Consider the following 13503-nt stretch of genomic DNA (forward strand, 5'->3'; position numbering starts at 1 on the left):
TGTCCCCGGAATCGCGCTACCGGATCGTCAGAACAGCGCTACCCGATAGGGCGACTCGCCACAGCTTCGTCGCGCTCTCGGCGAGCAGGTGCGCAGCGGATGCGACGCACACGCTGTGCTCGCTGTCCCACTGCATCCGGAACTGGGTGGCCACGGGCCCGACCCAGGCGTTGATCTTGATCTGGTTGCCGACCGTCATCCGGTCACGCTCCAGGCGATCGCTCGCATCACTGAAGACCTTCGCGAGCGCTCGCAGCTGCTCGACGTCGGCCCCGTACATTCCTGCCATGCTCATCCCCTGTCGCGTGCGCGGCCTTGATTCGATGATTCACTCGGAGTGCGGCCGCCGCGGGCCGCACTCCACTGAGGGGTCCGACTAGCCGCGGGAAACTTCTTCCTGCGCCTGGGCGTTGGCCTGAGCCTTCTGGGAGGCGTTCTTCAGGGCTTCGATGACCTGACGCAGCGCCGTCGTGTGCTGGCCGGACCAGTCGCTGCGGAAAGACTCCGAGTCGGGGCCCGTCCACTGCGTGTTGCCGAGCGTGTTCGTGAGGGTGGAAAGTACCGACTCGATGTCGCCCGCCTTCTGCGAGAGCTGACCACTGAGCTGGCGAACCTGTTCTACATCAAGACCCCATACGGCCATTTTTCATTCCCCTTTTCTTTGTCGGAATCCGGAACATCCGGAGCCGGTTTTCTGCAGTTCGGCTGTGTGCCTAGTGCAAAGCTAGGTGCGCGGCCCGGTACGCGTCGATGGGGTCAATTCCCCATGCCGTGCGGGCCTCATGGCTGACCCAGGGCGATCTGCAGGCGTGCCGACCGGCCGCCGCCGACCAGGAAGCCCCGGCCCGGTGGGAAGTCGCCGCGCTTGAGCCGGCCTAGCGAGGTGCCGAGCAGGGTGTCCCCGTCCATGTCGCCGGGCATCAGAAGCAAGCCGCGACGGCCGGCCTTGAATGCGGCGGCGAGCGTCCAGGCCTGCGACCAGGTGGAGCTCTCCGCCTCCCCCACCACGAAGAGTTCGGCCCGCACCGCGAGCTTGATCAACCGGTCGAGCGGATGCTCGGCATCCGTGCCCGTGAAATCGGTGATGCCCTCGATCAGCAGGGCGAGCTCACCGGGGGCGAACTCGTTCTCCTCGATGCGGTCGGTGAGCCGGGTGACCGAAGCCACCACGTCGTCGATGGAGTCGGCGACCTCTTCCCAGCCCGGAGTCTGGCTGAGCGCAGTCCGGCGGGCGCTGAACAGCACGAGCGCGGGTCGCCGGCGAACACGGCGGAGCGAAGCGGCGAAGGTCGCGAGCGCGGTCGTGCGCCCGCTGCCGGGAGGACCGGAAATGAGGAAAGCACCGCGGGTGACGATGCCGAGAGGGGCCAGGCCCTCATCGCCAATACCGACGACCGCCAGGCCGTTGACATCGAGGACCGGCAGTCCGCCCAGGGTCGTGCTCTCGGGGAGCCGACCGACCGGAGGAGCCTCGGCGACGCCCTGGCGACGCATGCTCGCCGCCAGCCGCTGCACCTCGCGGGACTGCACGGCAAGGTTCGAACTCGCCCCAAGGATCGCCAGCTGCACTTCATTTCCATCGATAATGCCGCGACCGGGTGGCGAGGTGACGTCGAGCACGTCCTTGGCAGCCCCAAGAAGCATGTACTCCTCCTCGGTCGCCTGGCGCAGTACGAGGCGTTTCTGCACGGTAGAGCTGATCGAGTTCGGCACGGCGTTTGCCCGGTCTCCTGTCATGACCACATGCACGCCGAGCGGGCGACCGTCGGCCGCAATCTGAGCGAAGACGGTGAACCACTGGGAATTGGAGGCGAACTCGTAGGACTCCCGGAACGCGCCGATCCCGTCCACGAGCAGCAGGATGCGAGGTTCGTCCGGGAGGTTCGCCAACAGGCGGTACTCGCCGATGCTGCCGGCGCGCACCGCCGCGTAACGCACTGCACGGTCGTCGACCAGATCGCGCAGGGTGCGCAGAAGGCGGATGACGCGTTCATCGTCGTCCCCGGAGATGATCGCTCCCACGTGGGGCAGGTCTTCGAGCATTCGCAGCCCGCCGGCACCGAAGTCGAGGCCGTAGACCTGGATCGGGCCGCCGAGCGATGTGACCGCCGCGGCCACGGCGAGCGCCCGGAGCGCCGCGCTCTTGCCTGCGCCGCCGGCGCCATAAATGGCCATGTTGCCGTCACGGTCGGGCTCGTAGTACATCGTGGGCTGCGACTGGGTCTTCGGATCGTCGATCACGCCGAGCAGCAGGCGCTCGTCGGTGCGAGGATGCGGAAGCTCCATGAAGTCATAGACGGCCCGGAGCTCGTCGAGCCACGGTTTGCGCGGTTCGGGAACGGCCGCCTTCGCAGCGGCAGCGGTGATCGTGACCACCATGCGGGCGATGTCGTTCGGGCCGGGATCGCGCACTTCCGCGATCGTCGGCTCTGGGAGATCCCAGGGCGTGCTCGTGCCGAAGTTGAGCGCGTGCACGTCGATGCGGGGCCGCGCGGGCGCGTCGGTCGTCCACCCGCCGTCGTACCCGGTCTGGAAGGCAGCGATGCGGCCGGGCCCCGTCTTCGCCGCGCCCCGGCCCGGAATCGACGGGTCGAAATGCGCGGCCATCGGCGTGCCGAGGATGTCGCTCGAGTCTTCGGCGTCGGCCATCCGCAGTGCGATCCGCAGCGGGGTATTGGCCCGGAGGTTGTCCTTGATCACGCCGGCGGGTCGCTGGGTGGCGAGGATGAGGTGCAGTCCGAGGGAACGTCCGCGCTGGGCCACGTCCACGACGCCGTCGACGAACTCGGGCATCTCCTGGGCGAGGGCGGCGAACTCGTCGACGATGATCAGCAGGCTCGGCGGCGTCTCGGGGTCACCGGTCTTCTCGAGCGACACCAGGTCCTTGGCCTTCTTGCGGTTGAGCAGGTGCTCGCGGTACCGCAGCTCGGCACGCAACGAGGTGAGTGCCCGCCGCACGAGGTGCGGCGACAGGTCGGTCACAAGTCCGACGGTGTGCGGCAGCTGCACGCAGTCGGCGAAAGCCGCGCCGCCCTTGTAGTCCACGAAGAGGAACGTGACCCGGTCGGGGCTGTGCGCGGCGGCCATTCCCAGCACCCACGCCTGAAGGAACTCACTCTTGCCCGCTCCGGTCGTGCCGCCGACGAGAGCGTGCGGGCCCTGGGTACGGAGGTCGAGATAGAACGGTTCCGCGCCGGCATGACCCACGAGGGCGCGCAGGTTGCCCTCCTTCTTGCGACGCTGCGGCGGCGAACCGTCGCGCAGGGTCAGGGAGTTGTTCTCCCGCCACCGCTCAACCACGGCATCCGGCTGGCGCACCAGGTCGAGAGGGAGCCGGTCGACTCCCTCAGGAAGTACATGCGCGGTACCTTCCTGAAATCCGACAAGAAGTCATCGAGCTCGCAATCTGACTCAGTGGACGGTTCCATCGCGCGAGCAGATAGTTCCGGTCGGGATGGTGTTCAGAGCGGAACGTGCTCGACAAAGACACCGCACCGCTGGCACGTTGGTGGCGCCGGGAAGACCAGGTCTGTTCCATCATGGAAGCACTCCGGGCAGTCGTACGAGCTGTAAAACGTGTCGTCCGAGGAGGACGGGACGCTGGGTGCCCGCAGGTGAGGCCACGGCCAATGTGCCGCCGCCGCCCGAAGAGCGTCAGAGAAGTCGTTGGCCAGGTTCGAGTATTCGTTCGCCAATGCGCGGTAGCGGTCCTCGCTGCATCCGCGGTAAACCCGGGCGTCATAGTGGTAGGCAATTTCCCGGAGTTCGTGAATTCGTGAATTCATTCTCTGAAGCTTGGTGATGTGCGCGTCTATCTCGGTTCTCATTGTGTGAGTCCTTCTTGGGTGGGTTGGGGTAAAACCTCGATAGGTTCGACGGGTTGCTCATCATCAGGACTCGCCCCGCTTGCTGCCTCAGCTGGGGTTGCGCCAGATCGGAACACTGCCATTTCGGCGGTTTGGTCGATCACGAGCTCGCGGTATTCACCGGTGAGCTCGTCGGCTAACGTCCATGCGATGTTGTCGGCGCCAGGAAGCGATGCGTTGTACACGTCGAGACCGAACGTCTTGCCAATGCCGTATGCGATCGAGTGGAGCTCGTCGTGGACATCGGAGAGATCGAACTCGCCGTCGACGAAATCGTCAGACGTTACCCGGACCGTTCGACAGACGGGGCTCTCGACCACACCGATCCTGAGTTCAGCTGCCGGAGGGCTGGCTCCTTCAACTACTTCGACCTTGGCAAAAAGAGTGACTGTTCGTCCGCTGCGCGTTCTCAGGTAGACGTCGTTCTCAACCACTTCTAGGCGAGAGATGACGTTGCATTTCATGTGCGTTCCTTCTGATCGATGTCTTCTGGAGGCGCCTCGCCTCCTCAGTTAGTAGTGGAGTGAGGGGCTTCCAAAACGCAACGTCAGCCGAGCAGCTCTTTTAAAAGGGGTGCGAGGGCGGCAAGGGCGCGCTTGAGATTTGCGCGGACGGCCTGCTCTGAGGTAAGGAGGACCTTAGCGGCGGCGGCAGAGGTCATATCGGCATCGATGACCAAGGCGAGCACACGCTGGGACACCTGGCTCAGGGTTTTGACTGTTGCGCGGATCGCCTGCTTCTCCTCGATGGAGAGCGTCGGCTCCGGCGCTCCGATGCGCTCACGGAGAGGCACGCTGTCGGCGTCATCTGTATCTAACGAGGCCGTATTGGACCACGCCCCGGCGGCGGCTTTCTGGGCGTCGGAGCCACGCTGGGTTGAGCTCACCAGGTCAGAGGGGATACAGACGTTTTCGTGCATCTCAGATGCGTAGGAGCGAATGGCGCCGTTGATGTCGTTCTTGGCGTAGGCGACGAAAGCACCCTTAGACGGGTTGAACGTCAAGGCCGCCGCGGCCGCTCCCATGCGGCCAACCTGCAGAAGGTCGTCCCAGACCAGCTGAGGGTTGGCGGCCGCCCAACGTGCGCCGGCCTTCTTCACTGCGCCTTCGGCGAAAGCAGCAAGCCCCCACGCCGCCGGTGGAATCGCTGGTTCCTCCTCACGGCCACCATCGACACGCGCGCTGTTACGGTCTTCGCGCGCTGACCGCATCTTCGCCGTTTCGAATGGCCCGGCTGCCTGGATTCGTACGGCCAGTTCCGCTGCGTGCTCCGCGGTAAGAATCTGTTTTGACAATTTGTGCCTCCCTGTGGCGTCAGGAGGGAGACATGCGACAAAGGGGGCGCTCAACCGCGCCGAAATGGCCTCAAAACAGGCAAAAACAGGTCAAAATCAGAAATCACCCCTGAACTGGGGTGAGATGGCGTCAAGTTTTTGGCACGGATGGGCGCTCAGGACCCAATCCATAGGCATGCGGCACAGCAAAAACGGCCCGCCGACGGGGAAAGTCGACGGGCCGTTCGAAGAGGCGCCTAGTAGTTCTGCTGGTCCGCTGGGCCCTGCATGGCCATGAGCGGTGTGCCTGGCAGGTCAAGCAGGTCGGCGGCTACGACATACCCGCGCTTGCGGTTCAGTCCCAGTGGCACCGGGCTCTTCCCGCCCGGTTCGGTTCCCGCTACGACGACCGAAGCGAAACCCCCATCGACCTGGCCCATCGGAACAGCGGCGACGGCAGTGAAACGCTTGAGGTCTTTAAGCGCGGCACCGTAGAGGAGGACATACTTTCCGTCCATCGAGATCAGCCCGGCAGCCATTCTTGACGGCACCGTTTCGAGAGTCCCGATGCGGTCAGGTCTGATGGTCCAGCCAAGACTGCGGGCTTGTTCCAGCACCGGGACACCGCCGTTGGCGAGCTCGAGATATACAGACCCGCCGGCGATCGCGTCACGAACTGCCCGGACCAGAGTGCTCGCAGGGTTCGTGTTGCGCGCCCGCTCCCCCGAGGTCTCAGCCAGGCGAGACACGACGACGTTCACGTCGGCCATCGTCGGCAGCAGATCTTCGATCCCCGCCTCAGCCGCGAAGTCCAGGAACCGCGACCAGCCGGTCGCAATGACGACTGCGGTCTCGGCCGACCGGCCGCCGGTCTTCGGCATCAGTGTTGCCTTGAGCTCATCGTTCGCCGTTGTCCAGTCCGAAAGTCCGCGAGGGAGTTTGTCGATCTGGCGGGCCAGGTAGGAGATGTAAGCGCCGAAGAGCCGGTTTGCAGCATCCGGGCGTTTCTTCCGCCATTCGTCGATTGGAGATGTACCCATCGGCAGCATGGCGATGTCGGCCCGGCCCGCTTCCAGGGAGATGGAGACAACGCGTGAGGCGATCCCCTGTTCCTCGCTGAGTGCCTCTCCGGAGACGATCGAGGTTGTGGACGCATCCGACGATCCGCGAAGTCCGCCGTTCTGCGTGCCCTTTGCCTCTCCGGAGACCGCCGTGTAGGAGGCCTGCAGCACTCGAGCCAGCGCACCCTTCACCCTGGCGGCGTCGGCAGGGATCTCCGGGACGCGGTAGTCATCCCAGAAGCCGGTGGCCGAGGCCAGGTACGAGGAGAGGACGCCGCAGCCTGAGGCTGACGAGGAGATCAGCGTGCCGCCGGTCCACCCCGCACGCCACGCCGGCGTGAGGAATGACTGCATCGCGCTCAACAGCAGCGTCTTGCCCATATCCGGCGGGCTCGCGACCATGAGGGTGGCACGACGGCTGAGGCTGAGCGGGGCGCTTGCCATCATTCCGAACCCGGCCAGCGCTACGGGTGCTTCGACGTTCGGGCTGAGCTTGATGAACTCCGCCAGCGCCTGGGCGCCCTCTCGCAGCTCCTCCGAGGTCGTGGCGATCGCCCGCCATCCGTGGGCAAAATGGGTCGGAGTCAACGAGTCGACGTCGGACTTCGCGGGAACGCCGACCGAAATATCTTGCACCCGGCCACAACCATTGACAGAGCCGCCAGGCGCAGCGTAGGTGACGCCGGTACGGACGCCGGGCTCGCCAACCAGCCACCCCATGGTCGTCAGCTCCTGGATCCGGGTGGAGGCGTCATCGGAACCGAGCTCCCGGAGAACGTTCGCCAGGTGCTCTTTCTTGGTGCTGCCGATCGGCAGAGCTACTCCCATATCGAGGCGCTGGACAACCGCGGCCGGGTTAGTCGCATCCTCGGGGGTGAAGCCTGGCGCGGACCGAACAACTTCGTCGGACCGGGCGATAGTGACAGTGACCATCTTCTCGCCGTTCTCAACCGGAAATCCGTTCTTGAGCGAAGCACGAGACACCACCATGGAGCGCCACGGGACCCAATCGCAGATCTGACGGGCCTTCCACGTCTCGATGCCCTCATCATCGACGGTCTTGACCATTTCGTACACGCCGTGGCCTGCGTCCCAGAGGCGAACCTCGACATGGTTTGAGAGCTTGAATGTCGAGGGCGTCCGTGTCTCGATCGCCCGCGCGACGGTGAGCTTCACCTTCTCTACTGTCCGCGGTGGAGTTGGTGTGGTGCGGACTTCGGACTCGTCGGTGGCGACGATGGCTGCTGATCGCGTCCCCTGCATTGAAGGTTCGCGAGTGGCCAGGAGAGCGTCAACAGCGCTCTGGTCACCGGCCGCGGTGGCCGGGTAGACAACACGCGGCGCTGCCTCCTGCACAACTACGACCGGCCCTTCGAAGTCGAAGTCCGAATCGGGCGGCGGCACGTCCGAGTACGGGATGGACTCGTCCGAAGCATGTGCGGGCGCTGGGACTGGTGCATCGGAAGTGACAGGCTTTACAACACCGAACGCGTCAGCAACGCGCGGGAGCATTGCGGCGATCACAGCGTCAACCAGGTCGGCGTTGAACCACTCTCCGGCAAACGGCCGGAGAAGAGCGGAGGCTTCCTTGTAACCGCCGACGGTGTGAGCGAGGACGTCAAAGCTGCTATGTGAGTGCGCGTCATCTTCAAGTCCAAATCCTGCCTGAGCAGTGGAGCTGAAAAATGTTACGCGCTGGACATCGGCCGTTTCGAAAAACCGGCCCGAGTCGCGGTCCGCCGTGTCACCTGCCCTATCCGGCATGGATACGCCATTCCCTCTAAGGTCGGCGCCGAAGACCTCCTGCAAGAAGGAGTCGACGGGGAACCCAACGGCGAACAGATCGCCCAGGCGCGGGGCTGCGTTTGGATCGCGCGGGGAGGAAAGAGTGGCTGAGCGGGCGAAGGCACGGTTACAGACAGCGACAGGAGCCTTGACAGGGAGCGGCGGGTAGATGCTGAGCAAGTCCTGGTGGCTGTAGACAGGACCGCCGGCTGTGACCAGGGTGACGGGCTTGAGTTCGGCGCCCTTGGCGTTGACTGTGCCGGCAGGGCGGAGAACCTGGCTGAGAGTGTGCAGCGGTCCAGCGTCGATGTTACGGCCACGGCGGGCACCGAAGGCCAGCCAGAACGCCCTATGGCGGGCGATGAGCTCAACGCCTTCGACGGTGCGCGGGTCCACGGGCGTGTCCAGAGCAAACCACCAGTGGAAACCACCGGAGGAATCGACAGAGACCGTGGGCGCCGGAATCTCGGTGAGCCACTCAGTGACCTCCGCACGCGAGGGGTTGTTGGATACCCGGTGCTCGCCATCGTCCGTGTCCACGTCGACGACCAGCGCCACCATCCCGAGAACGTCCGCTTTCTTGCCGCGGCCGCCGGCAGCAGCGACGGACCCATCAATTACCCCCACCGACACCCAGGTATCGCCCCCCTGGGCTGCCTCACGCTCGATGAGCTTCCAGGCGGCCTCGGCGTCACCGGGAGCAGCGAAGCCGGCGGTACGGAAGACGCTGGATCCGGCGCTACGCGCACAGACGCTGATTACGGATCCCGCCGGAAAAGCCTCCGCATGCCGTGCATAGACGGCGGCGTGGTGCGCGAGCCAGGCGCCCTTGTTCAGGTTGATGGTGGTCAATTAGTGCCCCTCGGGCTTGTGCTTGGTACCGGTTGAGACCGGGAGCTGATCTGCTCGAGGAGTAGTGGTGATAGTGGCGTCTGAAACGCAACCAGAGGAGCCCAAGAATTTCGATCCTCTGGCCAGGGACTCAGGAGAAATGGCCGAATGGCCAGCATTGGCCGGAGCCTGCCCAGAAAGTGTTCCGCGCTGTGACAGGGATGCAAGGGTGTTAGAGGTCGAATGGCCGGAACCCGAAAATAGGAGAGAAAGGCTAAGAGATAGAGCCGTTGAGGTACAGCCGTAGAGGTACAGGCAGAAAGAAATGCTCAGAGATGCCTATCTCTTTACATATTTCTGTCCATATATCTCTTAATGCCTCTACATCCCTTTGTTTCAGCGGAAGACTGTCTGGCCAATCGCTGGCCAATCGCTGGGCAGCGTGGTCAAAGCCTGGCCAATAGAAGCCGACGGCTGTCCCGCACGACTGTCCCGCACGGCTATCCCTCGCGTTCACGCATGTGCGTACTCATATACGCGCAGTCTTCGTGGCGGTGTTGCGTTTTGGCTGCGCATCCCACCACTACCTCAGTGAGCACCAGCTCCGCCGATCCCGGTCCGTCATATGTGAGGAAACCAAGTGGACACCAACGCCAGTATCCAGACCAAGCCGACGGTCCGCGCGGTCGCGCCGGCACCCTACGGGGTCAAGCTCGCCCCCGCGGAGCACACGCGCCTCATCGTTAAGATGGTGGCGGGTCGCTCCCCCGAGGCCACACGCGACGAGCGTCTTTCTGCACTGTCAGCGCGCAACGCCGTAATCGTCGCTTACATGCCTCTCATCGAACGCGAGTCCACTCGAACCTCGCCGAACGCGCAAGCCTCAGAGGATCGGTCGGCTGAGGCATACCTGAGATGCCTCGAGGCCATCGGCACCTACGACCCCGCCCTGGGCGTACCCCTCGGCACCTACCTGCGAAGGTCGCACGCCATGCACGGTGAGGCTGTTGCCCGCGCCGGCATGCCCCAAGACTTAGCCGGCCGCGATCAGCGCAGAGATCTCAACCGTCGCGGGCTCCCAATCCCGCGGCCCACATCCTTGAATGCGGCGATCGCCGGCCGGGCGGATTCCCTGTTGTTGCAGGACCTGGCGCCCAGCACTGAACCAGGTCCAGAGGAGCTGGCAGTGGCTGCCGATATGAAGAAGCAAATCTTGGTTGGACTGTCGCGGCTCACGCGCGACCAGCGGACGATTCTCGGCGAGCATTTCGGTTTGGACGGGTACCCGATGTCCACTATGCGCGAGTTGGCGCTCGCGCGAGGCTTGACTGTGGGCGGTGTGCAGTATCGCCTTGGCCGAGCACTCACGGCTCTGGCCGAGACCGCACCCCACCTCCGCACGTTCCTCGAAACGTAGACCGCGGCAGTGCAGACCGCCGTCGACTCGTAGACCCCGCTTACCGGCCCAGGGCCGCCCTAGGCGCCCACACGGCACCGCGGTCAGCACGCATCGCTTGTGGGATAGATCGATGAGAAGGCCGCCCACGGCCTCGGAGGAGTCAGCGGTTCCAACGGACGAACGTACCCGCTTGTCATAATCTCACGTGACGCAACCGGGCTCGGCGCACGCATGGACAGGGCAGCCTGCGGCGCCCGGGATCCTCTTTGTGCACACCCTCGCCGCAGAACGAACAGATGACCGCGGCGGTCAACGAATTGATTCTGTTGGGCCTGCGGCAGCTGCCCATTAAATGGGCGGCGGCGTGTGTCCTCTGATCCGGATGGATGACAGATCAAGTGCGCGCCGAACAGGTTGCGAGTGATGGCATCGTCAACTTCGCCAGTTGTCTGCGCGCGCCAGTTGGCCGTGCATCGAGTGAAAGGATGACGGGGGAACGTTGAGCCGAGACGGAGTCCCTCTCGGCACGCCCAGCGCGCAAGACCGGCGAAGCTTTCCACATCGTCACCGCGAGGACTCGCGATGACCGACGGAGCGGAGCGCACGCTCGGCCTGCACCACTGCGACGCCGGTATCGACACACCGCCACCCCCTGGCCGAGCACTGCGGTGTGATCCGGCCAAAGCACGTGACACTGAAGTTGTCTGCCGCAGAGGGGCATTGAAATGACGGGAGGAAATACAGGTGCCATATCTCCATTGCTTGTGGGCGATACTCGCCGTGCGCGAAAAATACGCCGAGGGGTACTAGAAGATCCGAGAATCGATGGCAACAATCAAAGAACCCTGCACTTTTCATGATCCTCGCGCATATAGAGAAGTACACGGGAAACGCGCACCAAACAGGTTCCGACAGACGTGTATTCGGCTCTGGAGGGAGCAGCTCGATGTATGAATTCATTCCCCAAACCACCCGGTCCACGGTTGCAACCGTCACCAAAATCAACACCTACCTCGGCACGATCGATGCAAGGTCCGCAGCTCAACTTCGGGCTCACCTGGCCGATCCCGGCACGCCGGTGATGGCCATTCGGGACGCACTCGCGGCAAACGGTTTTTCCATCGGCGTGACCGCGATCCGAACGCATCGTCACAACGCACTCCTGCGAACGCGGAGGGTGGCATAGGTGCACGAGAGTCTCGGCGACGCTGCCAGCGAGGTGCAGATCCTGACCCGCGTCATCGAGACAAACCATACCGGCTGCGTCGGGCCTCTAGGTCAAAACGTTAGCTCGTACAGTTCGTCGAACCAGGGTCGGCGTTCACCTTTGCCGCGACAGGAACGACGCACTCCCCATCTGCTTCGCATCCGACGAACGCCGACCGCCACCCCGGGTCATGACCGCACCCCGGTCCGCACGCCCGCACGAGGATGACCCCAGCCAGTCGGAACAGGCGCGGATTAATCCGCGCCACCGACTACCCGCCGGTTGCACACACCCCTCCCTCGGTGTGCCGCCGGTCCTGAACGGCCGGTCGCGGTACCTCCTGCTCAGTACCGCGACCGGCCGTTCACCTTTACTGGACCAACTCTGCACCGCCGGCGCTCACGGGCGGCCACCGTGAATATCACGGAGATCATCGCACTTCCCGGAGGTCAGCCCCGCGGCCGTCCTGGCGACAGGGGGTTCATACGCCCGATCGGCCCGGCCAGCCTTTGCATTGGAACCGTGACGCTCTCCTAGCCGATCGATGTGCCCCCTGACTGGCCGCTGCGCATGATGGCTACAGCGTGTCGTACACGTTGACACTTTCGACCGGGACACCGACGCATACATGTGGACCCCGGCTCCCGGCCGGTCCGTCTTGGTTGCTTACGGTACCGGTTCGCCGTGGCATTCAACCAGCTGACAGCACTCTGCCAAGATTGGGCATGGACATTCAGTCGCGGCATTTCGGTCCCATTTCGACGATGCGAAGCGATGGCACTATCGCTGAGGTCGACGTGGAAGCACTGATCAATCGTTTGGTTCTGTTCGACGTCTGTTATGTGGAGTCTCACAGTCTTAAAGAGATTCCCGCGCTCGTTTCTGCCTTTGGGACCGCTGGCCTTCTCAAGCTGATTTACGCCGGTGCACTGGTGTTTATCTGCGACGTAGCCACCACCGGACAGACGGGTCAAACTAACAACATTCAAGAGACCACCAGGCGCAGGGGCATCCTTCCTTTGGGGTCGTTCCACCTCGTAAACGTCCAACTCGCGAAGGGACAGCCATACCGGGACGAGTACGTGGCGAAGTCCCTGAAAGAAGTTGACGCCGCGGGTGTTGGACGGGCAGAGACCTCAAAGCTCAAAATGGCCCTCCGGAGTCGGATGCTCGAGTACCCGCAAGATGCGTCACAGGTGGGCTTGGGTGACGTAATCGCCAATGTCCTACGAGGAGATGTCATCGTCGAGCAGGCGATCCGGAGGTCAGCCTTAATGCAGACCCATATCGATCCGGGAGCCTCCTTCGACTACCAGGCGTTCCCACTAGACGGGGACGGTGAGTTCCGCATCACGACGAACTTTGGCCGTATACACGGATTCTCCGAAGAAGTCGAACACAAGGTCGTCGAGCGAGGAGTGCTCGCGGTCGCAGGCCTGAATCAACGTGTTCAGCTCATGAGGAGCTTCGAGGCGCTCACGGGATTCAAGGACGATGATGCAGTGCTCCTGAATCTGAAACTCTCATTCCTAGCGAGTGATCACAATGCCCGGGCAGTCGAGGCTCGGTTCGGCAGAGTCGTTACCCTCGGACACGTTTCGCCCACCGACCGCACCGGCAGCCTTCGTGTCAATGTCGATCGACTCCTGCGATATCGAAATTCTGGTGAATGCGCGGAGTTTCGAACCTGGCTGAAAGACCTGGACAAACGTTCTGACGATGAGATTGCCCACGAATTCCTTTCGGTCCGCAAACAGATGGCTCTTTCAATTGGCTCGCCGCTCGGCAAGGCGATCCGGTTCGTCCTAACAACCGTCGCGGGTGCCGTTCCCGTTTTAGGCGCAATCGCCGGCCCTCTGCTGTCGGCAACGGACTCGTTCTTGGTGGAGCGCATCGTAGGCCGACCTGGTCCCACCGCATACTTGGGGAGGCAGTATCCCGCCATCTTTAGGAAATGACAACAGGACACTTCGATGGAGAATCCCGTCACACGACGTAAGTCGATAGGAGCATGCGCGGCATGTGTACGTCATTTGACGGACGCGGTCTGATGGACGTGAGTGTGCCACACGGGAGCCAGT

Annotated in this window: 8 protein-coding genes and 1 pseudogene; 3 read left to right on the forward strand and 6 right to left on the reverse strand. The window is 63.5% G+C overall.

The features are described from left to right. Positions 1 to 16: 16 nt before the first annotated feature. From RHM57_RS10765 to RHM57_RS10790, 6 genes and pseudogenes are all read right to left on the reverse strand, one after another. Positions 17 to 289, reverse strand: coding sequence for a hypothetical protein (locus RHM57_RS10765; RefSeq protein ID WP_322188013.1), 273 nt, complete (start codon positions 287 to 289; stop codon positions 17 to 19). An 87-nt stretch (positions 290 to 376) separates the two neighbouring features. Next, positions 377 to 643, reverse strand: coding sequence for a WXG100 family type VII secretion target (locus tag RHM57_RS10770; protein ID WP_322137467.1), 267 nt, complete (start codon positions 641 to 643; stop codon positions 377 to 379). 137 nt (positions 644 to 780) lie between these two features. After that, positions 781 to 3354, reverse strand: a pseudogene (locus tag RHM57_RS10775) (FtsK/SpoIIIE domain-containing protein); the annotation flags it as partial. Between the two features lie 469 nt (positions 3355 to 3823). Beyond that, positions 3824 to 4330 (reverse strand): hypothetical protein, encoded by a 507-nt coding sequence (locus RHM57_RS10780; protein WP_322137468.1) that lies wholly within the window; start codon positions 4328 to 4330, stop codon positions 3824 to 3826. 83 nt (positions 4331 to 4413) lie between these two features. Then, entirely contained in the window at positions 4414 to 5160 is a 747-nt protein-coding gene (locus RHM57_RS10785) for a hypothetical protein (protein ID WP_322137469.1), read from the reverse strand. Between the two features lie 236 nt (positions 5161 to 5396). After that, a complete protein-coding gene (locus RHM57_RS10790; RefSeq protein WP_322188015.1) occupies positions 5397 to 8837 on the reverse strand; it encodes a hypothetical protein in 3441 nt (1146 codons plus the stop codon). Between the two features lie 619 nt (positions 8838 to 9456). Here RHM57_RS10790 and RHM57_RS10795 point away from each other — a divergent pair. The 3 genes from RHM57_RS10795 to RHM57_RS10805 all read left to right on the forward strand — a co-directional run bounded on the left by RHM57_RS10795 (position 9457) and on the right by RHM57_RS10805 (position 13380). Then, a complete protein-coding gene (locus RHM57_RS10795) occupies positions 9457 to 10233 on the forward strand; it encodes a sigma-70 family RNA polymerase sigma factor (RefSeq protein WP_322188017.1) in 777 nt (258 codons plus the stop codon). Between the two features lie 928 nt (positions 10234 to 11161). Then, complete coding sequence (locus tag RHM57_RS10800; protein WP_322137473.1) at positions 11162 to 11401, forward strand: hypothetical protein; 240 nt, start codon at positions 11162 to 11164, stop codon at positions 11399 to 11401. Between the two features lie 746 nt (positions 11402 to 12147). After that, the gene (locus RHM57_RS10805) at positions 12148 to 13380 is read left to right on the forward strand and encodes a hypothetical protein (RefSeq protein ID WP_322137474.1); all 1233 of its coding nucleotides are present in this window, start codon (positions 12148 to 12150) and stop codon (positions 13378 to 13380) included. Positions 13381 to 13503 lie beyond the last annotated feature (123 nt).

The organism is Cryobacterium sp. 10S3, from assembly GCF_034344045.1.
In the GTDB taxonomy this organism is placed as follows: Bacteria; Actinomycetota; Actinomycetes; order Actinomycetales; family Microbacteriaceae; genus Cryobacterium; species Cryobacterium glucosi.